Origin of the sequence: Sphingobacterium sp. UBA1498 (assembly GCF_002325125.1) — a bacterium.
Lineage (GTDB): Bacteria > Bacteroidota > Bacteroidia > Sphingobacteriales > Sphingobacteriaceae > Sphingobacterium.
The window spans coordinates 36753-61480 of record NZ_DCRG01000002.1 but is presented as its reverse complement, the minus strand read 5'-3'; the positions used below and the strand labels follow the sequence as shown (position 1 = coordinate 61480).

At 42.3% G+C, this 24728-nt stretch carries 20 protein-coding genes; 10 read left to right on the top strand and 10 right to left on the bottom strand.

The annotated features are described in order from the left end of the window. Positions 1 to 51: 51 nt before the first annotated feature. The 4 genes from B3139_RS01565 to B3139_RS01550 all read right to left on the bottom strand — a co-directional run bounded on the left by B3139_RS01565 (position 52) and on the right by B3139_RS01550 (position 4319). Positions 52 to 1470: an amino acid permease gene (locus B3139_RS01565; RefSeq protein WP_293879471.1), complete on the bottom strand. Its 1419-nt coding sequence runs from the start codon at positions 1468 to 1470 to the stop codon at positions 52 to 54. A 338-nt stretch (positions 1471 to 1808) separates the two neighbouring features. After that, the gene (locus B3139_RS01560) at positions 1809 to 1970 is read right to left on the bottom strand and encodes a FeoB-associated Cys-rich membrane protein (RefSeq protein ID WP_209577865.1); all 162 of its coding nucleotides are present in this window, start codon (positions 1968 to 1970) and stop codon (positions 1809 to 1811) included. 7 nt (positions 1971 to 1977) lie between these two features. Further along, complete coding sequence (gene feoB / locus B3139_RS01555; protein WP_293879470.1) at positions 1978 to 4080, bottom strand: ferrous iron transport protein B; 2103 nt, start codon at positions 4078 to 4080, stop codon at positions 1978 to 1980. Next, complete coding sequence (locus B3139_RS01550) at positions 4080 to 4319, bottom strand: FeoA family protein (RefSeq protein ID WP_209577867.1); 240 nt, start codon at positions 4317 to 4319, stop codon at positions 4080 to 4082. The genes feoB and B3139_RS01550 overlap by 1 nt, the downstream gene beginning before the upstream one ends. 129 nt (positions 4320 to 4448) lie before the next feature. Between B3139_RS01550 and B3139_RS01545 the strand changes: the two genes are divergently transcribed. Further along, positions 4449 to 4898 carry a MarR family winged helix-turn-helix transcriptional regulator gene (locus B3139_RS01545; RefSeq protein WP_209577868.1) on the top strand — a complete coding sequence of 150 codons (450 nt, stop codon included), beginning with the start codon at positions 4449 to 4451 and terminating at the stop codon, positions 4896 to 4898. Between the two features lie 4 nt (positions 4899 to 4902). Here the strand turns inward: B3139_RS01545 and B3139_RS01540 are convergent, their stop codons facing one another. Beyond that, positions 4903 to 5712, bottom strand: a complete 810-nt coding sequence (locus B3139_RS01540) for a ZIP family metal transporter (protein WP_209577869.1) — start codon at positions 5710 to 5712, stop codon at positions 4903 to 4905. After that, positions 5712 to 6293: a phosphatase PAP2 family protein gene (locus B3139_RS01535; protein WP_209577870.1), complete on the bottom strand. Its 582-nt coding sequence runs from the start codon at positions 6291 to 6293 to the stop codon at positions 5712 to 5714. The genes B3139_RS01540 and B3139_RS01535 overlap by 1 nt, the downstream gene beginning before the upstream one ends. Before the next feature lie 200 nt (positions 6294 to 6493). Between B3139_RS01535 and glmM the strand changes: the two genes are divergently transcribed. Beyond that, positions 6494 to 7876: a phosphoglucosamine mutase gene (glmM, locus tag B3139_RS01530; RefSeq protein WP_293879469.1), complete on the top strand. Its 1383-nt coding sequence runs from the start codon at positions 6494 to 6496 to the stop codon at positions 7874 to 7876. An 88-nt stretch (positions 7877 to 7964) separates the two neighbouring features. Next, on the top strand, positions 7965 to 10040 hold the full coding sequence (locus B3139_RS01525; protein ID WP_293879468.1) for a Na+/H+ antiporter: 2076 nt from the start codon (positions 7965 to 7967) through the stop codon (positions 10038 to 10040). Positions 10041 to 10117: 77 nt separating this feature from the next. Here the strand turns inward: B3139_RS01525 and B3139_RS01520 are convergent, their stop codons facing one another. The 4 genes from B3139_RS01520 to B3139_RS01505 are packed head-to-tail and all read right to left on the bottom strand — an operon-like array spanning position 10118 to position 13233. Continuing rightward, a complete protein-coding gene (locus B3139_RS01520) occupies positions 10118 to 11140 on the bottom strand; it encodes a WD40/YVTN/BNR-like repeat-containing protein (protein ID WP_293879467.1) in 1023 nt (340 codons plus the stop codon). 10 nt (positions 11141 to 11150) lie between these two features. Further along, positions 11151 to 11624, bottom strand: a complete 474-nt coding sequence (locus B3139_RS01515) for a hypothetical protein (RefSeq protein WP_293879466.1) — start codon at positions 11622 to 11624, stop codon at positions 11151 to 11153. Position 11625: 1 nt separating this feature from the next. Further along, positions 11626 to 12183 (bottom strand): hypothetical protein, encoded by a 558-nt coding sequence (locus tag B3139_RS01510; RefSeq protein ID WP_209577875.1) that lies wholly within the window; start codon positions 12181 to 12183, stop codon positions 11626 to 11628. A 27-nt stretch (positions 12184 to 12210) separates the two neighbouring features. Continuing rightward, a complete protein-coding gene (locus tag B3139_RS01505; RefSeq protein WP_209577876.1) occupies positions 12211 to 13233 on the bottom strand; it encodes a LacI family DNA-binding transcriptional regulator in 1023 nt (340 codons plus the stop codon). Positions 13234 to 13354: 121 nt separating this feature from the next. Here B3139_RS01505 and B3139_RS01500 point away from each other — a divergent pair, with 121 nt between their 5' ends. The 7 genes from B3139_RS01500 (at position 13355) to B3139_RS01470 (ending at position 24661) form a co-directional block, all read left to right on the top strand. Next, positions 13355 to 14839: a xylulokinase gene (locus B3139_RS01500; RefSeq protein ID WP_293879473.1), complete on the top strand. Its 1485-nt coding sequence runs from the start codon at positions 13355 to 13357 to the stop codon at positions 14837 to 14839. Between the two features lies 1 nt (position 14840). Next, the gene (gene xylA, locus B3139_RS01495; RefSeq protein ID WP_209577877.1) at positions 14841 to 16169 is read left to right on the top strand and encodes a xylose isomerase; all 1329 of its coding nucleotides are present in this window, start codon (positions 14841 to 14843) and stop codon (positions 16167 to 16169) included. Positions 16170 to 16220: 51 nt separating this feature from the next. Next, the gene (locus tag B3139_RS01490) at positions 16221 to 17897 is read left to right on the top strand and encodes a sodium/sugar symporter (RefSeq protein ID WP_209577878.1); all 1677 of its coding nucleotides are present in this window, start codon (positions 16221 to 16223) and stop codon (positions 17895 to 17897) included. Positions 17898 to 18019: 122 nt separating this feature from the next. Next, complete coding sequence (locus B3139_RS01485) at positions 18020 to 19975, top strand: gamma-glutamyltransferase family protein (RefSeq protein WP_293879465.1); 1956 nt, start codon at positions 18020 to 18022, stop codon at positions 19973 to 19975. A 90-nt stretch (positions 19976 to 20065) separates the two neighbouring features. Further along, positions 20066 to 20668, top strand: coding sequence for a 2'-5' RNA ligase family protein (locus B3139_RS01480; protein ID WP_293879464.1), 603 nt, complete (start codon positions 20066 to 20068; stop codon positions 20666 to 20668). Between the two features lie 84 nt (positions 20669 to 20752). Next, complete coding sequence (locus B3139_RS01475; protein ID WP_293879463.1) at positions 20753 to 22630, top strand: Nramp family divalent metal transporter; 1878 nt, start codon at positions 20753 to 20755, stop codon at positions 22628 to 22630. A gap of 120 nt (positions 22631 to 22750) precedes the next feature. Continuing rightward, entirely contained in the window at positions 22751 to 24661 is a 1911-nt protein-coding gene (locus tag B3139_RS01470) for a class II glutamine amidotransferase (RefSeq protein WP_293879472.1), read from the top strand. Positions 24662 to 24728: the final 67 nt, after the last annotated feature.

Sequence of the window (24728 nt, the reverse complement as noted above, 5' to 3'; positions counted from 1 at the left end):
GGAATTTAAAACAGTACCTTTTTTTATTGATAAGATCGAGGTTCCAGTGAACTAAGATTTCTTTCTTTTGATCAATACATAACTCACATAAAGTAATACAAGCCAAGCAGGAATCAATTCTACCGGTAGCTTCATGCCTGTTAGCCACATAATGCCGAGCATGGCAATTAAGAAGACCAAACAGATGTAATTACTCAATGGATATAGAAAAGATGGGAATTTGGTTTGTAAATGCGCGTCGAGTTTATTCTTTCTAAAGTACAAATGTGTAATGGAAATCATGACCCAGTTGATAATCAGTGAAGAAACCACCAGTGACATTAAAATCTCCAGGGCATTTTTTGGTGCAACATAGTTGATAAATACACAAACAGCGGCAAACAATGCAGAGACCAAAATCGCATTGATAGGAGCATGGTTTTTGTTGAGTTTTGATAGAAAACGAGGAGCATTACCCTGTTCTGCCAATCCATATAACATTCTACTGTTGCTATATACACTACTGTTATAGACAGACAATGCTGCTGTAAGGACAATAAGATTTAACGCATTTGCGATAATTTTAGTGAAATAAAAAGTCTTTCCAAAGAGGGTAAATTCGAATCCATTGAGTTTGTCAAACACCAGTACAAAGGGACTTGTATCGGCGGTGATGTTTGTCCATGGTGTCAAAGAGAAAAGAATGATCAAAGCGCCGACATAAAAGATCAGAATCCGATAGATCACTTGGTTGGTTGCTTTCGGGATATTTTTTTCCGGATTTTCGGCTTCAGCGGCGGTGATACCAACCAATTCCAGTCCGCCAAAAGAAAACATAATCAAGGCCATGGCAGAAAGGAGTCCTTCAAAATTGCCGTCCGTTGTTTCGCTAAACCAGCCTTTGGGGAAGAAACCGCCATGTGAAGTCAGGTTGCTGAGGCTTGCCTGCTCACCTCCCGTACCGCTTAGAAGCAGGTAAACACCAAAAACAATCATTGCAATAATGGCGACTACTTTAATAATGGAAAACCAAAATTCCGTCTCCCCATATATTTTTACGGAAGCCAGATTCAGGGCGTTGATCGCAAAGAAGAAAAATAGGCTTGATGCCCATAACGGTATTTCGGGCCACCAAAACTGTACATAAACACCTATTGCGGTCAGTTCGGCCATGCTTACCAAAATATAAAGGACCCAATAGTTCCAGCCCGAAGCATAACCGGCAAAAGAGCCCCAGTATTTATTGGCGAAGTAGCTAAAGCTTCCTGAAACAGGTTCCTCGACCACCATCTCGCCCAATTGTCGCATTATAAAAAAAGCAATAATCCCAGCAAATGCATAACCAAGGATAACGGCAGGTCCGGCCAATGTGGCTGCTTTTCCAATGCCTAAAAATAAGCCAGTTCCGATTGCACCGCCGAGGGCAATCAATTGAATGTGTCTATTTTGAAGACCTCTCTTTAACTCTTCCTTATTGTTCTGTTTCTCCATATGAATGGTTAATACGGTTACTAATCTGTTTTGATCTGGTTCTTGGTTCGGAAAGCCTCCAACCATAGCGGTAGCGTTCAGCCAGAATCAGGTTGTCCAAAATGAATACTGTCGAGCGAAATTGCGTTTGAATAACGTGGCTCCTCAGCCCATATTTTGTTCTAAGCGCATAAAGTTAATAAAACACTTAGGTATTTGTGCACATTATTGCTAAGAAACAGCAAGCGCCGTAATTTTCTTAAAAAAAACGGCGCTTTACTTTATAGTAGCTAGTGTGATTTTTGGCCACGCTAACTAATAACGAAATCTTATTTGCAAATGCTACTTAAAAGGACAAATTAATTTGCTTTTGAAGCTTTTTCAGCACTGCAGTCACATCCGCAACCTTTGGAACAGCTCGACTTGCCCTTTAATGATTTTCGGACATTTTTAACGACATACCATATAGCCGCCAAAACGAGAATTCCCACGATGATATATTGTACGGTTACATTATCCATAGCTCTTTTATTTTAAAAGTTGATAAGCGATTAATGCACTGAGGTAGGCTACGCCCGTCATAAAACCAAGTTGTATTAAAGTCCATTTCCAAGATCCTGTTTCCCTTTTTACCGCCGCGATCGTACTCATACATTGCATAGCGAATGCGTAAAACAATAGTAAGGATACACCTGACGCCAAATTGTAAGCGGGTAAACCGGTATTTCGGTTAATTTCACTTTTCATTTTGCCTAATACCGTTGTTTTAGACGCTTCATCTTCGATATCCACTTCATCTCCGAGACTATATACCGTAGCCATTGTGCCAACAAATACTTCACGTGCAGCAAAAGAAGAAATTAGACCGATGCCCATCTTCCAATCGTACCCCAATGGTTCAACTACAGGTTCAATAGCCATGCCAAGATAGCCCAGGAAAGAGTGCTCCAGTCGATAAGATGAAACTTCATGTTCTAAATCTGCTTCGGGTAAATTCGGGTTATTCTTTGTTACATATTCTTCTGCCCGGCTAAATTTGTCATTCGGTCCAAAGCTGCCCAATGCCCATAGTATAATGGAAATCGCCAAAATGATTTTACCAGCACCAAAGACAAAACTGGACGCTTTTTCCCATACATTTAAGGCAACGTTTTTCCAATCCGGAGTCTTATAAGTGGGAAGTTCAAAGATGAGAAATGATTTGTGCTTCGATTTAATCACTTTGGTAAGGATAATAGCAGATAGCAGGGCTGCAAATATCCCGAGGAGATACATGACAAACAATACAATCCCTTGAATTTGAAATCCACCTACTCGTGTATCTGGTATCACCAGTCCGATCAGCACAATATAAATAGGCAGACGTGCAGAACAGGTCATAAAAGGTGTCACTAGAATAGTCACTAATCTCTCTTTGCTATTTTCGATGTTACGTGCAGACATCACTGCAGGAACAGCGCAGGCAACGCCAGAAATCAACGGAATGACTGATTTTCCACTCAATCCGAAGGGACGAAGCCAGCGGTCCATCAGAAAAACGACACGGCTCATATAGCCCGTTTCTTCCATAATCGAAATAAAGACATACAAGATGACGATCTGCGGAATGAAGATGACGATCCCGCCGATTCCCTTAATAATACCGTTACTCAACAAGTCTGTCAATGGTCCCGCAGGAAGTGCCGACTGTGTATAGGCCGCAAGATCGCCAAAAAGACCGTCTATAAAATCCATCGCAGGTCCAGACCACGTGTAAATTGCCTGGAAAATAAGAAATAAGATTCCAAAAAAGATCACATAACCAAAAATCGGGTGAAGCAGAATGCTATCAATCGAATTTGTTTTATTCTTATTCGAAGCCTCATCTTTTACATAGATTTCTCCAAGGCTATTATCTAATGATTTGCTGCGTAATATGGCCTCCTCTTTCTGTAGTTTATCAGCCCTTAATTGATATTTCTCGCGGATTTGCTGAATAGCCTGATTCTTTTCCTTCGACAAAAACGATACTTCGCCCTTAGCTAAATATTGCCAGGTATGGTATTCAGTCTCTAACGGGAAGAGACGTTTCGTTTCTTCCAATGCAGCATCCGCTTCCTTTGGTAGGCTAAATGTACTGATATACATGGGTGGAACAGCATCAAAGTTTTTGATTAACTGATCTACACCTTGCCCTGTACGTGCATTGGTTTGGTATACCTTGGTATTTAACAAATGCTCAAGTTTTTGAACATCTATGGTAATACCTTTTTCCCTGGCTTCGTCGATCATATTGATGACAAAGATAGCCGGTAGGCCAAGCTCGCGAGCTTGCTGATAAAGGATGATCGACCGTTTTAGATTGGTGGGTTCGGCAACGACAACGACAAGGTTTGGTCTGAAACTACTATCTTTATTGACTAAAGTGTTGAAAACAACCTCTTCGTCCATCGAACTTGGAAACAAAGTATAGGTTCCGGGTAAATCAATGATACGATACGTTTTACTGTTGGCTTTTACTTGCCCCTCACGTTTCTCGACCGTAATTCCAGGATAATTTCCTACTTTCTGATTTAATTTTGTAATCCGGTTAAATAGAGATGTTTTACCCACATTTGGATTCCCCAAAAGTGCAATAATCGGGTTATTCATTATTTCTGATCAATAAGGATGACTTTAGCTTCTGATTTGCGGATAGCAATAAGGGCGTTATTCGCACGGATATTTAGGCATATTGGCCCATCGAGCGGGGCAATATGTTTTACCTCGACCTCAGTACCGGGTATAAAGCCCAATTCGAAAAATTTAGCTGGAATATCGTGTGATTCAAAATCAATAATTACCGCCTTTTCCCCTTTTTTTAGCTTATCTAAGCTAGTTCTATTACGCATCTGCCTGTTTTTTTTGAATTTCTCAAATATACAGAATTTCCGCCATTTAGAATGATTCTAATGTCATAGTTATGTATTTACTAAAAAACAGCTATCTTTATGCTATAAAACGATTAATTATCAACCAGAATGAAGATTGAGGACGAAATCAAAGTAAATAAATTCAGCAATGAATGGCATCGTTGTACGGTGAATATTCTCTACACCTATAACTGTATAAGCAACGCGCTCGAACAGCGAGCTGCTAAAGAAGGAATCACTTTGAAACAATTTAATGTCCTGCGTATATTAAGAGGACGATATCCTAGGCCTGCAACCAATAGTCTCATTAGGTCAAGAATGCTGAGTTTTACACCAGATATCTCGCGTATGATAGACCGTATGGTTTCTAAAGAACTGGTTTCGCGCTGTCAGTCGGGAGCGGATAAAAGGGCTGTGGATCTTTTTATCACAAACAAGGGCCTGGAAATTCTAAAAAGACTTGATGAGGATATGTTGATGATGGATATTTTGCCCAACCGAATCAGCGAGGAAGAAGCTATTGCATTAAATGCCTTGCTAGATAAACTTCGTGGCTAAAAAATTAATGCGCATGATCATGATGTTCATGATCATGCGTTTGATGATGCTGATCATGCCCATGGTCATGATCTCCAACAAATAAGAAGCTTCCCAGTGCAATGGCAACTCCTGCTATCACAGCTATCATTTTCTTTTTATTGAATTTGTGATGGTCAATAGAGCCCGATTCAAAAAGTATAGTCGTGGATATGTGTAAGAAAATACCAATAACTACTGCCATGATTTTATCGAAATATTGTTGGATATTGCCCACTTCTCCTGCACTGATAGCTTTACTCAGTAAAAACCCAAAAGGGGTCATTGCCGCAAATAAAGCGAGCGTAATCAGGATGGTATTTTTCTTTACATGCGTACTGAGTAAAATACTTCCCAATGCAAATGCTGCTGGAATATGGTGAATGGATATCCCCAGTGCAAGCTCTGTCTGGTGCGTCGCAGCCAAGGGCATACCTTCGAGGAATGCATGAAGGCATAGACTGAACATAATACCGATTGGAAAACGATGGTTATGATGGTCGTGGTCATTGTCCGCATGGATATGGCCATGTTCGATCCCCTGGGAAAACTGTTCAAGAAAAAGCTGAAAAAGAAATCCAGCTAACACATAGATACCCAATACTTCGGGTGAGGTATTGGTCGACTGATAAACATGGGGCATGAGGTGAAGTACAGTAATGGAGAATAAATAGGCTCCACTGAAAGAAAGGATCAGTTTAAGAAAATTAGTCCCTTTCTTTTGTACAAAAAATACGGCAATTCCACTTGCAAATGCAGGTACGAATAAAATTAAAATCAATAAAATTGAATTCATTATACTTGTTCAGTTTTAAAAAAGCTTGGTACAAATCGTTTGAATAAATAACCTGTTGCCAAACCAACCAAGATACCTAAAACGGCACCACAGAGGATATCAAAAGGGTAATGAACACCAACATAAATTTGAGCGACTGAAATTAACGTCGCCCAGGCAATACAAAGCCAAAGCACATGTTTCCACCTTCTCCGAAAAAGAACAATCCAGAAGAACGCTAGGGAAAAATGATTGGCAGCATGCGAAGAAGTAAAGCTAAAGCCAGAGCCACAGCGCACCCGGATGTTAATATTTTCCTTAAACTCCACATCGTTGCAAGGTCGAATACGTTTGACAGTTTTTTTGATCAAATGAGAAGACAGACCATCGGAAATTCCAAAGGTGGCCAGGGTCACGGCAACAATGAGTATACCTGTTTTACCGTAGGTTTTAATGAAAAATATGACCAGAAACAAATACAAAGGTGCCCAGGTATATGGATTGCGCAATATAGGCAATAACCAATCAAACACCGGGTTACTCAAGCCTTGATTGATGGCTAGAAAAATCTCTTGATCGATGTGTATTAACTGTTGAATCATAAATGTTGCTGATGACAATGAAACTCCCAAACTTTAAAAACTCGTTTTTCAAAAGTAAAAATAATTTCATTGCAAAGAACTGTTTCTGTTAAAAACAACTTTGTTGCAACAAATATACGTTAAATATTTATTATTTATAATTTTAATTCGATATTTTATTGCCATTGTGCTAAATTTACGCGTTAATCAATTCAAAAGAAATGACTTTAATTAAATCAATATCAGGGATACGAGGTACGATAGGCGGGCGTGCTGGAGAAGCACTTACCCCCATAGATATCGTTAAGTTTACAGCAGCTTATGGCAAAATCATTGTCAAGCAGAGCGGTATCAAAAAAATTGTCATCGGTAGAGATGCGCGTGTTTCTGGTGAGATGGTCAGTAATCTGGTGATAGGTACCTTGCAGAGTATCGGTGTTGATGTGGTTGACCTGGGTCTATCCACGACTCCAACAGTAGAAATTGCTGTACCGATGGAAAAGGCAGCTGGCGGTATTATTTTGACTGCTTCACATAATCCTGGCCAATGGAATGCGCTGAAATTGTTGAATGCGAAGGGTGAATTCATTTCAGATGCCGAAGGACAGGAAGTATTGGCTCTTGGCGAGTCTTTGGACTTCGATTTTTCCGAAGTGGGGGAATTAGGACAGCTCCATAAAGACTATTCCTACATGCAGAAACATGTAGACGCTGTTTTGGCTTTGGAATATGTCGATAAAGAAGCCATTAAAGCCGCTAATTTTAAAGTCGCTTTAGATGCAGTCAATAGCACGGGCGGTACCTTTATCCCTGCGTTGTTGGATGCACTGGGGGTACAAACCATTTATAAGATCCATTGTGAACCCAATGGCCAATTCCCGCATAATCCCGAACCGTTGAAAGAACATCTTACAGATTTGTCTGCAGCAGTGGTCGAGAACAAGGCTGATTTGGGGATTGCTGTGGATCCGGACGTCGATCGATTAGTCTTTATGATGGAAGACGGCGAATTATTCGGTGAAGAATATACACTAGTGGCCGTAGCAGACTACCTGTTGCAGCATAAAAAAGGAAATACCGTTTCTAATTTATCTTCTACACGTGCACTGCGTGATGTCACTAAAGCACATGGAGGTGAATATTATGCAGCGGCCGTGGGTGAAGTCAATGTGGTTACAAAGATGAAAGAAGTCGATGCGGTCATCGGCGGAGAGGGAAATGGTGGCGTAATTTATCCGGCATCTCACTATGGCCGTGATGCGCTGGTCGGTGTGGCGATCTTCTTAACGCACTTGGCAAAACTTGGTAAAAAGGCATCAGAATACCGTGCTTCTTTACCGCAGTACTTTATGTCCAAAAATAAGATTACCCTGACGCCCGAATTAGATATTGACAATCTATTGGCGAAAATGCAGGAGAAATATAAAAATGAAGATCATTCCACCATTGATGGACTGAAAATAGACTTCGAAAATGAATGGGTGCACTTACGCAAATCGAATACCGAACCGATCATTCGCATCTATTCTGAGGGCCCGACGCCCGAAGCTGCTGAGCAGATCGCGCAGAAGATTATCAGTGAAATTGAAGAAATAATCAAATAAAAACAAAAAGCTGCATCTGCAGCTTTTTGTTTTAGGACTAAGTTGACGAATACAAAATAGGCCTAGATAGAAAGATGTTTTAGAATTTATGATTAGAAAAATCATTTTAAGTGTATGTTGTTTTCTTCATGTAGTGTTATTCGCCTTACCAACAAGCGCCCAGCAAACTGTAGAAGAAATCAATAGGGTGTTAGCGCAATGGCACAAGTCTTCAGGTGAGGTGAAGTATGGCCCATTTTTGAATGTGATTGCTTCCGATGGAATCATTATGGGGACTGATCAGAATGAAAGATGGGATAAAGCACATGCTGAAAAGTTCGCCAATCAATATTTCAATCCCAAGAATGCATGGACATACACGTATGACACTAGGCATATCAGCTTCAATGCAGATAGTACCATTGCTTGGTTTGATGAATCTTTTAAGATTAATACCAAGTCTTTTCGTGGAGTAGGGGTACTGAGCAAGCTGGACAATGTGTGGAAGATCCGTCAATACAGTATGTCAGTTTTGGCGCCCTATTCGGATGTGAAAGCTGGAATAGGCGGAAAGGCTGGCCAGAAAATTCATAGCAATCTCTTATTGGTGATGCTGCTCTTTTTCTTTATGGCCATGTTGTTTGTGCTGAGTCAACGCTTAAAGGTCTCTTATCCAATCTTATTAGTGATTGGTGGACTCGTGATTTCCTTGATTCCCGGTGTCCCAGTCATTAGTGTGGACCCTGATATTGTGTTTATGGTCTTTTTGCCCCCTTTACTTTTTGAAGCCGCGTGGTACACCAATTGGGGTAATTTTTTAAAGTGGCGCAGGTCTATTTTAATCATGGGCTTCGGTCTGGTTTTCTTCACATCCTTGGCCATTGCCTACTTTTCAGTGAGTATTATTCCCGGATTTACCCTAGCACTTGGCTTTTTGCTAGGCGGGATCATTTCGCCTCCCGATGCTGTTGCGGCGAGTTCAGTATTGAAAGGTATCAGTATTCCGAAACGAGGAATAGCGATATTGGAAGGAGAAAGCCTGGTCAATGATGCTGCCTCACTTACTGTGTTTCGATTTGCATCGATTGCAATTCTTACGGGCCAGTTTGTAATGACCAATGCGGCGACGCAATTTCTTGTATTATCGGTGATGGGCGTTGTGGTTGGCCTGGTGATCGGCCACATCCTCTATGTCTTCTTAAGGTATGTGGCGAAATCATCCAGCATATCAACACCTATTACCCTCATCGCACCCTACTTAATGTATATTGTCGCAGAACATTTTGAATGGTCGGGCGTTTTGGCTGTGGTAAGTGGTGGATTGTTTCTCTCCTTTCGGGCAGGGGATTATCTCAACTATCATACCCGTATTCAAACGAAAGAAGTATGGGCAACGGTAGGTTTTCTCTTAAATGGATTCGTCTTTATTTTGATTGGGCTGGAGTTACCCGTTATCATTAATGGATTGGGCGAATATTCGATGGCGGAGGCCATTAACTATGCGCTGGCGATCGCCGTGATCGTCATTATTTTGCGATTGATTGCAGTCTATCTTTCGGCTTTTGTTCCTAGAATATTATTTAAGCGGATTCGGGTAAAGGAAAAAAGCCCGGGATGGAAACTGCCCTTGGTTATTGGCTGGGCAGGAATGAGAGGGGTGGTTTCGTTGGCATCAGCATTAGCGATTCCGTTGACTTTATATGATGGCACAGCTTTCCCACACCGTAATCTGATTTTGTTTATTACGTTTGTCGTTATTTTGGTGACGCTTGTCTTTCAGGGGCTAACATTACCCTTTTTAATTAAGCTGATAAAGATGGAAGATGTCGACGAGCAAGTTTCCATGGAAGAGCAGATTGATGAGATCCGCTTACGCCTTGGTAAAGAATCTATTGCCTATTTGGATAAGCACTATGCACAGGAAATGTTGGAGTATGAGACCATCGCCCGGGTGAAAGAGCAGATCATCCGAAGTGTAAATGCTTCCGAGCGTGCAAAAGAAGAAGATACACGTGCACAGCTTTCGGCAGTGAGAGGACTGTATAATAAAATAATGTTGGAACTTCTGGCCTTACGTCGAGATGGATTGTATAAGATCAAAGAAAGTAAGGCTTACGATAGCGATGTCATTAGAGAAATGGAGTATTCTCTAGATCTGGAAGAATCGCGTTTGTCGCGTAAATAATCGGTATTAATACCATATCACGGGCTTATGCCCGATAAGGGCAAGATCATGATGTGGCGAGCAATAGCGAAGTTAACTTACAATGTTAACTTCGCTATTTTTCCCTTATCTCCGGCCAGATATATGGCGCTGCCTTTTTTGGCTTTTTGAACCGCATTGAAGCTTTCCTTTCCGATCGCTATCCAGTTTTTACCACCGTCATTCGACAAGTCTGTGCCCGAAGTACCCGTGCTGATGAGTTGTTTTTTGGAGCGGTAAACAACAGCGGATTTAAATCCAGCGGGCGCTGATTGTGGTGCAAACCAAGTTTTACCACCATCTTTGGTCAGAAAGCTGTTTTTCTCCTTGTTTGTGTCGTCTTTGTAATCTCCGCCAACGACAATTCCAGTCGTTGATGAATAGAAAGCAATAGAAAAGGGGCCGGTGCTATTTTTTCCCTGCAGGATCGGGCAGCTGTAACGTACCCATGTATTTCCCTGGTCGTCGCTGCGATAGATATTGGAAACTGTTCCCCCAGTGGCAATCCAGTATGTTCCTGTGTTGTTGCAGTATATGGATGTCCCGCTAGCAGCAAAACCAGCTTCTCCACCAGTTATCGAAAAGGGCATATTTGCTGTGATATCTTTCCATGACTCTCCGAAATCGACACTTTTTAATAGCGGCATTTTACCTTGAATGGCATCGCCGAAAGCAATACCCACACCTGCTGATGTAAATGCAATACCGTCATAAAATATTTCTGGTCGCTTGTCACTGAAAACCTCCTTCCAGCTTCGCCCGCCGTCGCGGGTACGTAAGATGATGGCTGGTGAACCCGCAGAGATAACGATGGCTTCATTTTCATCAAACGCTTCAATATCCCTAAAATCTGTTTTTTCATAGCCAATTGGGTTGACCCACTGCCAGTTTTTTCCAGCATCGGTGCTGAGTCCAACGGTGCCATTGCTACCGCTCACCCATACGGTCTCATCATCGACCACACTAAGCCCTCTGTAGCTACTGTTGCGCTCCTGATTGACCAAACTAAGGTTTGCCTGTTGAGCAATTAGCGTTTTTAGCCAGAAGGCCTGAATAATAAAGACCAGAAATAAAGGTTTCATGTTTAAATATTTATTTAAACAAATCTACTTGTCTTTTCGATACTTTCCTTTGTTTTTTTAAGATTGTTTTACGGAGCTGCAGAAAGCCAACGGTCATTTTTCGGCGTGATTTGAAATAAGGAATACTTAAAACGACCAATAAAGCAATGCAGGCTGATGTGCCCAGTGCGCCACCATACCCGGCAAAAAACTTGCTCGTGTGGAGCAGGATCGTCGTAAAGATAATGCCGGCAAGGGCCAAACCGAAATAGGTTGATAACTGGCTTTTGGATACCATGCCTATAAATGAGGCCCCAATAAAAACCGGAGGAATATATTGAGCCAGATAAGGCGTGACAGTTTGCGGGAAAAAATGAAGAAAGCCAGCGACAAGTAATGTCAGCAATGCCGAGGAACGTACCGCACCTTGATTAAATTTGGTATTGACGTAGTAGGTGGCCGTGCTCGCGATAACACCAACTAGGTATAAAATGAATGTTTCCATATTACTTAAAAATGTACAACAGTAGGTAGGTCAGCGAAACACCGAGAAAAGCCAATGTACCCAGCTTGCCACCGACCCCATTTAACAGGCTTTTCGATACAATCAGAAAGATCGCAGTAAAAATGCTGGCGGCTAGAACAAAGGAGAAGCCATGAGCTACCTGGGCATTGGACATGCCTACAAACGCACCGCAATAAATTGCCGCCGGAAGATGAGGGAGATACGTTGAATCTTTATTGATATTGGGTATGAAGGAGCCCAGTGTACCTGTGAGTGCAGCACCCAAGACCGGACCTAACCCAAATGTATGATTGAAATAGTAGGAAATAATCGCTCCGACAGGAACCCAAACGGCAATTCGGATGGACTCATATTCATGTTTATGATGATGAATCGGCGAACGAAGGTAACTGTATAAAATAAGTAAGGAGAGTAGACCTATAAAGGCCAGTATAAGATAAGAATTTCTATTTTCTACAAAGATGGCCAATAAAAAAAGGGCCTGAATGACAAATAATAAGCAGATGCTTGCTGTCCTAAATCTGTGCCGGGCTTGCATTTAAAAAAATTTAGGCAAAGGTAGGGATTATTTGTCTATTCTATGGGTAGATTTTCTTTTTATCAATACAGGATCAAGAACAATTTGCTCGATCATGTCATAAGGACTTTTTTGTTTGACCATTTTCAAAAATAACTTTGCACATTCTTCGCCCATTTTGTTGGCCTGTTGGTCTATACTGGATAGTGTGGGGGTAATGAAGGAGGAAAAGGTTTGGTTTGCAAAACCGATAACACCCGTTGCTGGGATATCAATATGGGCAGCTTTTAAGGCTTGGATAATCCCTACAGCTGTAAAGTCATCGCCTCCAATGAAGGCATCCGGTTGGATGGCAGATTGTAGAATCTGTTCCGTGCCTTTAATACCGGCTTCAATAGATAAGTCGCCGCGGATAATAAAATCTTCGCGCGGTGAAATGTGCGCATCCTTTAACGCGGCTTCGAAACCGAGGAACCGATCCCGGAAAATTGCGATCTCTTTGTCTGTTGTAATAAATGCTATGTTTTTGTATCCCTCTTCGAGTAGATGCTGTGTTGCAAGATAACCCGCTTTATAATCGTCGAGTTTTACCACGGGTGCAGGAATATTTTTGTGGGTACGGTCAAAGATAACAAGGCATTTGCGCTGATTGATCACTTCTTGAAAGTGCTGTGTTTCTTGAGTTTCCAGAGACAAAGACGCGATGATACCAGCTACTTGCGCTTCCAGTAAAGTTTTTACGCCATTGACCTCGTCGGCAAACGATTCATTCGATTGATAGAGCAATAAACTATAGTTGTGTTTCTTTAATTCTTTTTCAATGCTGTGTACGGCTTCCGCAAAAAAATGAATTTGCATGGTTGGTACAATGACACCGATGGTATTGGACTTGCCCGAAGAAAGGGATGAGGCCAGCTTATTGACACTATAATTTAATTCCTTTGCCTTTTCCAGCACTATTTTTCGTGTGGACTCACTGATCGTAGGCACATTGTTCAATGCACGGGATACAGTAGAGACTGTTACTCCTAGCTCACGGGCGATATCGTAAATGGTTGTTTTTTTATTCACGCTCCAAAGTAAATAATTTTATTTAATATTTTGAATAGTCAGAAACATGTCCTACTTTTATGCAACCGGTTGCAAGATAGGAGCCGCCGTTGTTTTTTATAACCAATTAGAATTAATTACCATGTATTTGTTAGGTATAGATGTAGGTACTTCTTCTGTGAAAGTTTCAATTGTTGAAGCTTCTTCGCAACACAAGGTGTGCTCGGTGCAATATCCCGATGTAGAAGCTCCAATAATTACTGTAGAACCCAATTGGGCTGAACAAAATCCGCTCGACTGGTGGGATTATTTTAAACAGGCTTTATTGAAAGCCAATGCGCTGGGACTTTACGATCCTAAAGCAATTTCGGCCATTGGAATTGCTTACCAGATGCACGGATTGGTTGTCGTTGATAAAGAGCAGCAGGTGCTACGCAATGCAATTATCTGGTGCGACAGCAGGGCTGTTGAATTGGGTAATATCGCTTTTGAAGAAATCGGACGGTCTTTTAATTTAAGCCATCATTTGAATTCTCCAGGTAATTTTACGGCGTCCAAGTTGGCCTGGGTCCAAGCAAATGAGCCTGCGGTTTATGAAAAGATAGACAAGATTATGTTGCCGGGAGATTTTATAGCGATGAAGCTGTCGGGACAAGTGACAACCTCCATATCCGCGCTTTCGGAAGGTATATTCTGGGATTTTAAAGATAATGCGTTGTCGCGCACAATAATGGACTATTATGGTTTTGATGATCATCTTATTCCAGAGATCTTACCTGTCTTTTCAACACATGGTCAGATTAAAGCTACTGTGGCCGAGGAACTCGGACTGTCTGCTGCTGTGACCATCAATTATAAAGCCGGTGATCAACCTAATAATGCACTTTCACTCAATGTCCTACAGCCTGGAGAAGTTGCTGCGACCGCAGGCACTTCCGGTGTGATCTATGGGGTCAGCGACCAGCTAATCGCTGACCGCGAATCACGCGTAAATACATTTGCGCACGTGAATTATGGCGAGGACGATATCCGAACAGGGGTATTGCTCTGTATCAACGGAACAGGTATTATGAACAGTTGGGGCAGAAAGATGCTAGGAAGTGATCTATCGTATGAACAGATCAATGCGATGGCCGGAGCTTCACCTATCGGCAGCAAAGGACTACAGGTTATCCCATTTGGCAATGGTGCCGAACGCATGCTCAATAACCAAACCGTTGGCGCTTCAATTTCAGCGATAGACCTGAACAGACATGAGACCAGCGATATCTTGCGCGCTATACAAGAAGGAATTGCCTACGCCTTTCGCTACGGCCTTGATATCATGCGCGAGAACAATTTGTATCCAAATATGATTCGTGCAGGTTATGCCAATTTGTTTTTGAGCTCTGTTTTCAGAGAGTCATTTGTGGGGGCCACAAACGTTCCTGTAGAGATTTTCAATCACGATGGAAGTATAGGAGCCGCCCTCGGAGCAGGAATAGGAAGTGGGTATTATGCAGATTTTAAAGAAGCCTTTCGCTCTTTGAAGCCTGTATATACCGTGGAACCGCAGTTTGTAGCGCAATATGAAGAGCATTATCAACAATGGAAAGAATTATTAAACAAACAAATAAATAGCAATTAAGATGAATGTTATCAAAGGGAAAAAAGAATTTTTCAAAGGCGTAGGCCAAATTCAATTCGAAGGGAAAGACAGCACAAATCCATTGGCTTTCCGTTATTACAACCCTAAGCAACTTGTTGGGGGAAAGACGATGGAAGAGTATTTTAAATTTGCCTGTTCGTACTGGCATTCGTTCAACGGTAATGGATCTGATCCATTTGGCGGACCGACACATCAATTTCCATGGGATGAAAGCAGCGACGTAATTACCAGAGCAAAAGATAAAATGGATGCGGCATTCGAATTTATCAGTAAAATTAATATACCTTATTACTGCTTCCACGACGTTGATTTAGTGGATTATTCGGATAATGTTGTTGAAAATGAAAAACGCCTGTCCACTATTGTTGATTATGCAAAGGAGAAACAACAGGAAAGCGGTATCAAATTGCTTTGGGGAACAGCCAACCTTTTTAGCCATAAGCGCTATATGAATGGGGCGGCGACTAATCCTGATTTTCATGTTCTAGCACATGGTGGCGCTCAGGTTAAGGCAGCATTGGATGCAACAATTGCCCTCGGCGGTGAAAACTATGTGTTCTGGGGCGGAAGAGAGGGCTATATGAGTCTTTTAAATACCAATATGAAACGCGAGCAGGAGCACCTTGCACAATTTTTGCATATGGCCAAAGATTATGCCCGCAAAAACGGCTTTAAAGGAACTTTCTTTATCGAACCCAAACCGTGTGAACCGACAAAACATCAGTACGATTACGATGCGGCTACCGTACTTGGCTTCTTGCGTCAGTATAATCTTTTGGACGATTTTAAATTAAATTTAGAAGTCAACCACGCGACATTGGCCGGACATACCTTTCAGCATGAGTTGCAGGTCGCAGTAGATGCGGGCAAATTGGGGTCCATTGATGCCAACCGTGGCGATTATCAAAACGGGTGGGATACAGATCAATTTCCAAACGATATCAATGAATTGACCGAAGCGATGTTGATTATTTTAGAGGGTGGCGGACTCCAAGGTGGAGGTGTGAATTTTGATGCCAAGATACGCCGCAACTCGACAGATCCTGAAGATTTGTTTTATGCTCATATCGGTGGGATGGATATTTTTGCCCGCGCATTGCTTACAGCAGATCGTATCCTGCAAGACTCGGAATACAAAAAAATACGGGCAGAGCGTTATGCCTCTTTTGATACCGGCCATGGCGCATCATTTGAAGGACAGGCATTGACATTGGAGAACTTAAGAGATTTAGCCGTAGAATTGGGAGAACCAAAAACGATTAGTGGTAAGCAGGAGTATTTAGAAAATTTGATCAACAGATATATATAGTTCTAAAAATATTTCTATATTAGGCGATCGAATTAAACCAATTACCATTACATGAATAATTATTTAAGCACAAAAGATTACATCGTTTTCCTGATCTACTTTGTCATTGTAGCCGGTTACGGATTATGGGTGTATTATCGCAAGAAATCTGAATCTGTAGGATCTAAAGATTATTTTCTGGCTGAGGGGTCATTGACCTGGTGGGCTATTGGAGCATCACTGATTGCATCCAATATATCTGCCGAGCAATTTATCGGTATGAGCGGTTCCGGATTTAAGATGGGATTGGCTATTGCGACGTATGAGTGGATGGCTGCCATCACGCTGATTGTTGTTGCCGTATTTTTTATACCGGTATATCTAAAGAACAAAATTTTTACGATGCCACAGTTTCTCCATAAACGTTATAATGGAACTGTTGCGATGATTATGGCCGTCTTCTGGTTACTGTTGTATGTGGTCGTCAATTTGACTTCTATCCTTTATTTGGGAGCAATTGCAGTAAGCAGTATCTCGGGTATCAGTCTTGAAGCGTGTATGTATGCCATAGCAATTTTTGCGGTTATCATTACCTTAGGTGGTATGAAGGTGATTGGCTACACGGATATTATTCAAGTTTTCTTTTTGGTATTGGGAGGTTTGGCGACGACTTATCTCGCCTTGAACCTTGTTTCGGAACATTATGGCGGATCAGGCGTATTGGAAGGTTATCACCTGATGACCGAAAAGGCTTCTGACCACTTCCATATGATTCTTGATCGTAAAAATGAAAATTATCTCGATTTGCCGGGTTTAACCGTCTTAATCGGAGGGATGTGGATCGTTAATCTCAATTACTGGGGATGTAATCAATACATTACGCAGCGCGCGTTGGGGGCAGATCTTAAAACTGCCCGAAACGGAATTCTGTTTGCAGCATTTTTAAAGTTATTGATGCCTATTATTGTTGTATTGCCGGGTATTGCAGCCTACGTAATGTGGAAAGATGGCTTGTTTCAAAATGAAATGATGCAACATGGAGAGGTCAATCCGGATCATGCGTATCCTGTTTTGTTGAATTTGTTGCCTGCCGGTCTGAAAGGACTGTCTTTCGCTGCATTGACAGCTGCGGTGGTCGCTTCTTTGGCAGGTAAGGCAAACAGTATTGCAACAATCTTCTCCCTGGATATTTATAAGAAAGTATTCAATACCGAAGCATCTGATAAGAAATTGGTCAATATTGGTAAATTAACTGTCGTTGTTGCCATGATTTTGGGTGTGCTGATTGCCCCGCATCTGGGGATAGATAAAAAAGGTGGATTTCAATACATTCAAGAGTACACGGGGTTTGTCTCTCCAGGGATTTTCGCTATGTTCATCTTGGGATTCTTTTGGAAAAAAGCGACTTCCAATGCCGCTTTATTCGCGACAATTGGTGGATTTATTTTTTCCATTATCTTCAAGAAATTGCCGGATTGGGTCGACCTTTCTTTCTTGTCATCGACAGGTTTCTCCGTTCCGAATCCGACAACAGGAATTTACGAGATTCCATTTTTGGATCGTATGGGATTTGTCTTCATTATCTGTATTATCGGTATGATTCTTATTAGTATCATCGACAATAAGCGTGGTGTAGTACCCGCTGGATTGGAGATTGATACCACCATGTTTAAACCGCACAGAGCGTTCTTGGTCATCGCATTGATTGTAGCCTTATTAGTTACAGCATTGTATTCCATTTATTGGTAAACCAATAGAAATTAAGATAGTTAAAACTCCTGTCATCCTCGGTTGGCAGGAGTTTTTTGTTTGTCCTAAAAATCCCTATCTTGCTTTTACTAAAAACGCTTGCTTAACGAAAGATTGCTGCTATGAAAAGAAGATACCCTGCGCTGATGATGATGTTTATCGGACTGTTGACTGCCGGTACGCCAATGCTGAGTTCTGCCCAGCGTACGCAAAAACCACCGTTACATGGTAAGCATTGGATGGCGATTACCGGAAAACCCTTAGCAGCAACGGCAGGGGCTCAACTTTTTCAACAGGGCGGAAATGCGGTAGATGCTGCTTGCGCAATGCTTGCAGCTACCTGTACGATGTGGGATGTGCTGAGCTGGGGAGGTGAAACACAAGCCTTAATTTATCATCCAAAATTGAAGAAGGTCATTGCCATAAATGCATTGGGAGTAGCGCCTACTGGAGCAACAGTCAATTTTTTTAGATCAAAGGGCTATGAATTTCCGCCCGAATACGGTCCACTTGCCGCTGTTACACCAGGCACACCAGGTGGATTGTGTTATATGTTGGCGCAATATGGGACCAAAAGCTTAGCGGAAGTACTCGCGCCAGCTCTTGAAATGGCTGCAGGATATCCTATTGATGCACAAACGGCAACAAGTATCGAGCGAGGCAAGGAACGCATAAAGGAATGGCCTTACAGTAAAAAGGTGTTTTTAGTACATGAAGGTAAATCGTGGGAGGCCCCCGAAGCGGGGGAGGTTTTTGTGCAACAGGATCTTCTTCACACCCTGTCTAAATTGGTCGAAGCGGAAAAGAACGCTATAGCGGCTGGCAAAGACCGAAAAGCGGCTATTATGGCTGCCTATGATCGTTTTTACACTGGCGATATCGCGGACGAATTTGTTCGTGGTAGCCAAGAGCAAGGGGGCTTAATTACAAAGGCAGACTTGGCCAGCTGGAAACCTATCGAGGAGGAACCGCTGCACGTTAATTATAAAGGTGTTGACGTCTATAAATTGCAGGAATGGACCCAGGGGCCAGCGATGCTGCAGAGTCTACAAATGTTGAAAAACTTTGACTTGAAGGCTATGGGCTATAATTCTGCTTCCTATATTCATACACTCTATCAGGTGATGAACTTGGCTTTTGCAGATCGGGATTTTTATTATGGTGATCCCTATGGCAATACAAAGACACCTATTCAAGGTCTTTTGCATGAGTCCTATGCGAAGGCGAGGGCCGCAACAATTGATTCTGCCCGAAATAACCCCAATGTGCTACCTGGAGATCCGTATCCGTATGTCGGTAAAAAGAACCCCTATCTTCCGCTGCTGCAGCAACGTCGGCAGCAGTTTGAACCAAACACCGAACTGAAAAATGATTTTGTCCCTAAACATGACGCACGCTCAAGTTCTTATGTGAAGGACTTGTCGGCGGCGGCGCTTGTGGCTTCGCTATCCGTTGATAGTGCCTATATGGACCGGCTATTAAGGGGAACCACCAGCGTTGAGGCAGCAGATGCGGAAGGCTGGGTTGTTTCGATTACGCCAAGTGGCGGCTGGTTACCGGCCTGTATCGCAGGCAACACTGGAGTGGGTATGAGTCAGCGTTTACAGAGTTTTGTTCTGGATTCACTGATTAACCCGTTCAACGTGGTCGAGCCCGGCAAAAGACCGCGTGTAACACTTAGCCCGTCAATGGCTTTAAAAAACGGCAAGCCCTTCCTTTCTTTTGCGGTACAGGGCGGCGATACACAAGATCAAAACTTACTTCAGTTTTTCTTAAATATGGTCGAGTTTGGTATGACGCCCCAGCAGGCTAGCGAGGCGGCTAATATCAATAGTAATCAGCTTTGGCTGTCGCTGGGTGGAACCAAGACCGATGATCGGAAGCCACGCTCAGGTAGCCTATTATTAGCGAAAGATACTGCGCCTGCTGTGATCGAACAATTAAAGCAAATGGGCTACAGCATTCAGCTAGGCGAGCGTACCAGCGGACCGATCAATGCTATTTATTTTGACGAACAACATCACACGCTTTGGGGCGGTAGTAGCAATAATGGAGAGGATTACGGCATCGGTTGGTAAGCTGTACTGTTGTTTAAAAGGCTAGCCTAAGGTTTTGTTATCTGCGCGGTATTTGTTATCTTACCTACTGATCGAAAATTGATTTTTGTTATGGAGGGTAGTGTCAATACATATTCGTTTGTTTTTCAACCTGATGAAGCTGGTATTGCTTTGGTGGATGGTTTGAAGCGACGGTTACGTGCGTCGTTAGCCGAACTATTTCCCGACACAAACAAAGGCTGGTACCGCAGTTGTAATGCCAAGGCGCATGTCACTATATGTGCTTTCGAGGCCGATGAGCGTAAATTGGTAAGGGCCATTGAGGCTTTACAGGAAACCTTGGTGTACGAACGGAGCCAGTATGTTTACTTTGATCATTTTTCGTCGTTTTCCAGTGGTGCCTTCTATATTGCGCCGACGGTACATGCGCGCAGTTACCTCAAGGATCGCGCGAGAAAAGTTGTTCAGACCTTAACGGAGTTTGATTTGATCGACATTAGCGACGAACCTCATATCTCAATCGGGCGGCAGCTTGAGCCAGAATGGCTGGAGATCGCCAAGCAGCAATTCAGGTCAGTTGACCTAAGTTTTATGTGCAAGGGTGTCCATGTGCGACAGTTTAAACCGGATTTAGGCCAGTACGAAACCATTGATTTTATACCATTTGGCAATCAGTCAAAAGAGAATTCCGGGCAGCTCGCATTTAAATTCTAATTATATCACTGTTTAATTGCCAAATCGTTTAAAGCTTTTTATCTTTAAGCCAGACAATAGACGATATTGCACTTACAGTACCTTATGCATTACGACGAATCCCATCATAAATCCCTTTCTGATATCCACGAAAGTGTAGATGTCAATAAAGGAAAATCCAAATTTAAAAAGATACTTAGTTTCTTTGGACCTGCCTATCTCATTAGTGTAGGATATATGGATCCAGGTAACTGGGCAACGGATCTTGCCGGCGGGAGCCAATTTGGCTATACCCTGATTTGGGTTTTACTGATGAGTAATATCATGGCTTTAGTGCTCCAGAATTTATGTGCACGGCTTGGTATTGTGCGCGGCAAAGATCTTGCGCAGTGTAATCGGGAGACCTACCCTAAGCGGATGAATTTTGTATTGTATGTGCTTGCTGAAATTGCCATCGCAGCCTGTGACCTGGCCGAAGTGCTCGGTATGGCCATCGGTCTCAACCTCCTTTTCGGTATTGATCTGATCTGGGGCGTAATGATCAGTTTTGCAGATACTTTCTTATTGCTTTATCTCCAGAAGCTCGGGATGCGAAAAATGGAACTTTTTATCATTGGACTGATTGCGCTTATTGGCATGTGCTTTATGGTGGAAATGTTTTTGGCTAAACCAGACTTTGCAGAGGTGGCCACCGGATTTATACCCAGTATCCCCAATAGTGCCGCACTCTATATCGCCATAGGTATTATCGGTGCAACCGTCATGCCGCATAATTTGTATCTGCATTCGGCACTTGTGCAAACGCGGAAAATTGATCGCGATGACAGCTCCATCCGAAAATCGTTAAAGTATAATTTTTGGGATAGTGCCATTGCCTTGAATCTGGCTTTTCTCGTGAATGCGGCGATTTTGATTCTTGCGGCATCCGTTTTTCATAAAAATGGTAGGCATGACGTGGCCGAACTCGAAGATGCTTATCATCTGTTGGGCAACCTTCTCGGAACGGAATGGGCATCGAAATTATTTGCTGTTGCCTTGATTCTCGCCGGGCAGAGTTCGACAGTGACAGGTACTTTAGCGGGCCAGATTGTCATGGAGGGATATCTACGGTTGCGGATTAGTCCAACCTTACGGAGGATTATTACCCGGCTGTTGGCCATTATTCCAGCGATATTGGTTATCCTGATTTCGGGTGAAGGCCGCGTGGGACAGCTCCTCATCTTTAGCCAGGTTATATTGAGTATGCAACTCGCCTTTGCAGTCATTCCGTTGATCCATTTTGTCAGCGATAAAGTAACTATGGGGGATTTTGCCATCAAGCCGTTAACAAAGGGAGTGGCCTGGCTGATTGCTGCCATTATCGCTGTGCTGAATCTGAAATTGGTGTATGACGAAGTGGTCGGCTGGATTGGCGAAGCCAATAATATTGTGGTAACGGTGGTACTGATAATGGGCGCCGTAGGGTTGTTCGCTTTGTTAGTCATGACGGTATTATATCCAATTTTACTAAAATCTAAAGCGATAGATCTGGAGGTCCATCCTCCATTTGAGGCGCTGCATGTTGAACATAAAGGCTCCTTCAAGAAGGTGGTTATTGCGCTGGACTTCTCCAGTTCGGATCAGAAGATCATTCAATATGCTTTGCAGCTATCTCATAAAGACACGGCGTTTGTCGTGGTACATATTGTTGAGAGCGCCTCGGTAAAATATACTGGAGAGTCGACAGATGATTTTGAATCACGTCAAGACTTAGAGCGTCTGAAATTATATGCTGACTTTCTCGTATCGAAAGGGTATCAGACGGAATACGAATTGGGCTATAATAACCGGATCAAGAGTATCGCAGCAGTTTGTGAAAAATATGCGGCTGATCTGTTGGTGGTTGGCAGTCATGGGCACAGCGGTTTAAAGGATTTTATTTTTGGGGAGACGGTCAACAAGCTGCGACATGCAGTAAAAGTACCTGTTTTTATTGCGAAATAGGTCCTCAGGCGCTATGACGAACACCGTCTGTCTATTCACTGTAATTTTATTGCTTAAAAAGTGAGCCGGTAGATCGCTAAGTGCCAAATAATGCTTACTTTTGCGACATCAAATCAAGATATGAGCGACGCTATTAAACACGAGTGCGGAATCGCACTAATTCGCCTGTTAAAACCCTTATCTTATTATCAGGAAAAATATGGTACGCCATTTTATGGCATCAACAAATTGTACCTATTAATGGAAAAACAGCACAACCGTGGACAAGACGGGGCTGGGATTGCAACCATTAAATTTGATGTAAAACCTGGAAATCGTTACATTTCGCGTTACAGAGCTATGGGCTCAACTGCCGTGGCAGATATATTCGAATATGTGCAGAAAAAATTTGCTTCTGTTCAGAAAGCATTTCCAGAGGAGTCAAAAGACACGCAATGGTTAAAAGATAATGTAAGTTTTACCGGAGAAGTACTTTTAGGACATTTGCGCTATGGAACACATGGCAAGAACAGTATCGAAAGCTGTCACCCGTTTTTAAGACAAAACAACTGGATGTCTCGCAATTTGGTTGTAGCGGGTAACTTCAACATGACCAATGTGGACGAATTGTTGCAACAGCTATATGAGTTGGGACAGCATCCAAAAGAAAAGGCTGATACGGTGACTGTTTTGGAAAAAATCGGTCATTTCCTGGACGATGAAAATCAAGATCTATTCGACCAATTCAAAAAAGAAGGTTATTCTAATGTTGAAATCAGCTCGCTGATCGCTAAAAATATTGATGTATCAAAGATTTTGAAGCGTTCGGCCAAAACGTGGGATGGCGGTTACACCATAGCAGGTATCTTTGGCCATGGTGATGCGTTCGTCATGCGCGATCCGGCAGGTATCCGTCCGGCGTTCTATTACCAGGACGAGGAAATTCTGGTGGTCGCATCAGAAAGACCTGTCATCCAGACAGCGTTCAATATCCCTATTGGTGCTGTTAAGGAAATTAAACCGGGACATGCCCTGATTGCCAAAAAAGATGGTACCGTATCCCAAGAGATGTTTAGACAACCCGTAGAACAACGTTCTTGTTCTTTCGAAAGGATTTACTTCTCCCGTGGATCAGATGCTGACATCTATCAAGAACGTAAAGAACTGGGAAGATTACTGGTACCTCAGGTATTGGAATCTGTCAAAAATAATATCAAAAATACCGTATTCTCATTTATTCCAAATACTGCAGAAGTATCTTACTATGGACTAATGGATGGTATTAATACCTATGTTCGTGATTTTCAAAAAGAGACTTTATTGAATCGTTCAGAAAAAATTTCTGATGAAGAATTGGATGAAATCTTGAGTATTAAACCTCGTTTTGAAAAACTCAACGTGAAGGATGCTAAATTGCGTACATTCATTACGCAAGACGCAGACCGTACGGATATGGTGCAGCACGTCTATGATACCACCTACGGTATTGTAAAAGATCATGAAGATACCATTGTTGCCATTGATGACTCCATCGTTAGAGGAACAACTTTGAAACAGAGTATATTAACGATCTTAGATCGTCTGAACCCGAAAAAAATTGTCATTGTTTCTTCGGCGCCACAGATTCGTTATCCGGATTGTTATGGTATTGATATGTCACGTATGGGTGAATTTGTTGCATTCGAAGCAGCAATCAACCTTTTGAAACAAAGTGGCATGGCACATGTTATCGATGAGGTTTATCAGAAATGTGTGTTATCGATGACGCAAGATGTCAATGAGATTGAGAATTATGTCAAAGCCATCTACGCCCCATTTACCGATAAGGAGATCTCCGAAGAAATCGCTCGTATTGTGAGACCGCACCACCTCAAAGCTGAACTGGAGGTTGTGTACCAAACCTTAGACAATTTACACCAAGCTTGCCCGGATCATAAGGGTGATTGGTATTTTTCAGGCGATTATCCTACACCTGGTGGAAACAAGGTTGTCAACAAAGCGTATATGAACTGGATTGAAGGAAAGAATGTGAGAGCATATTTCAGTAATTAAGTTCAAAAATATCAGTGGAAGGGATGCATTTATGCATCCCTTTTTTTTATCTTCGTACTCAGAAAAT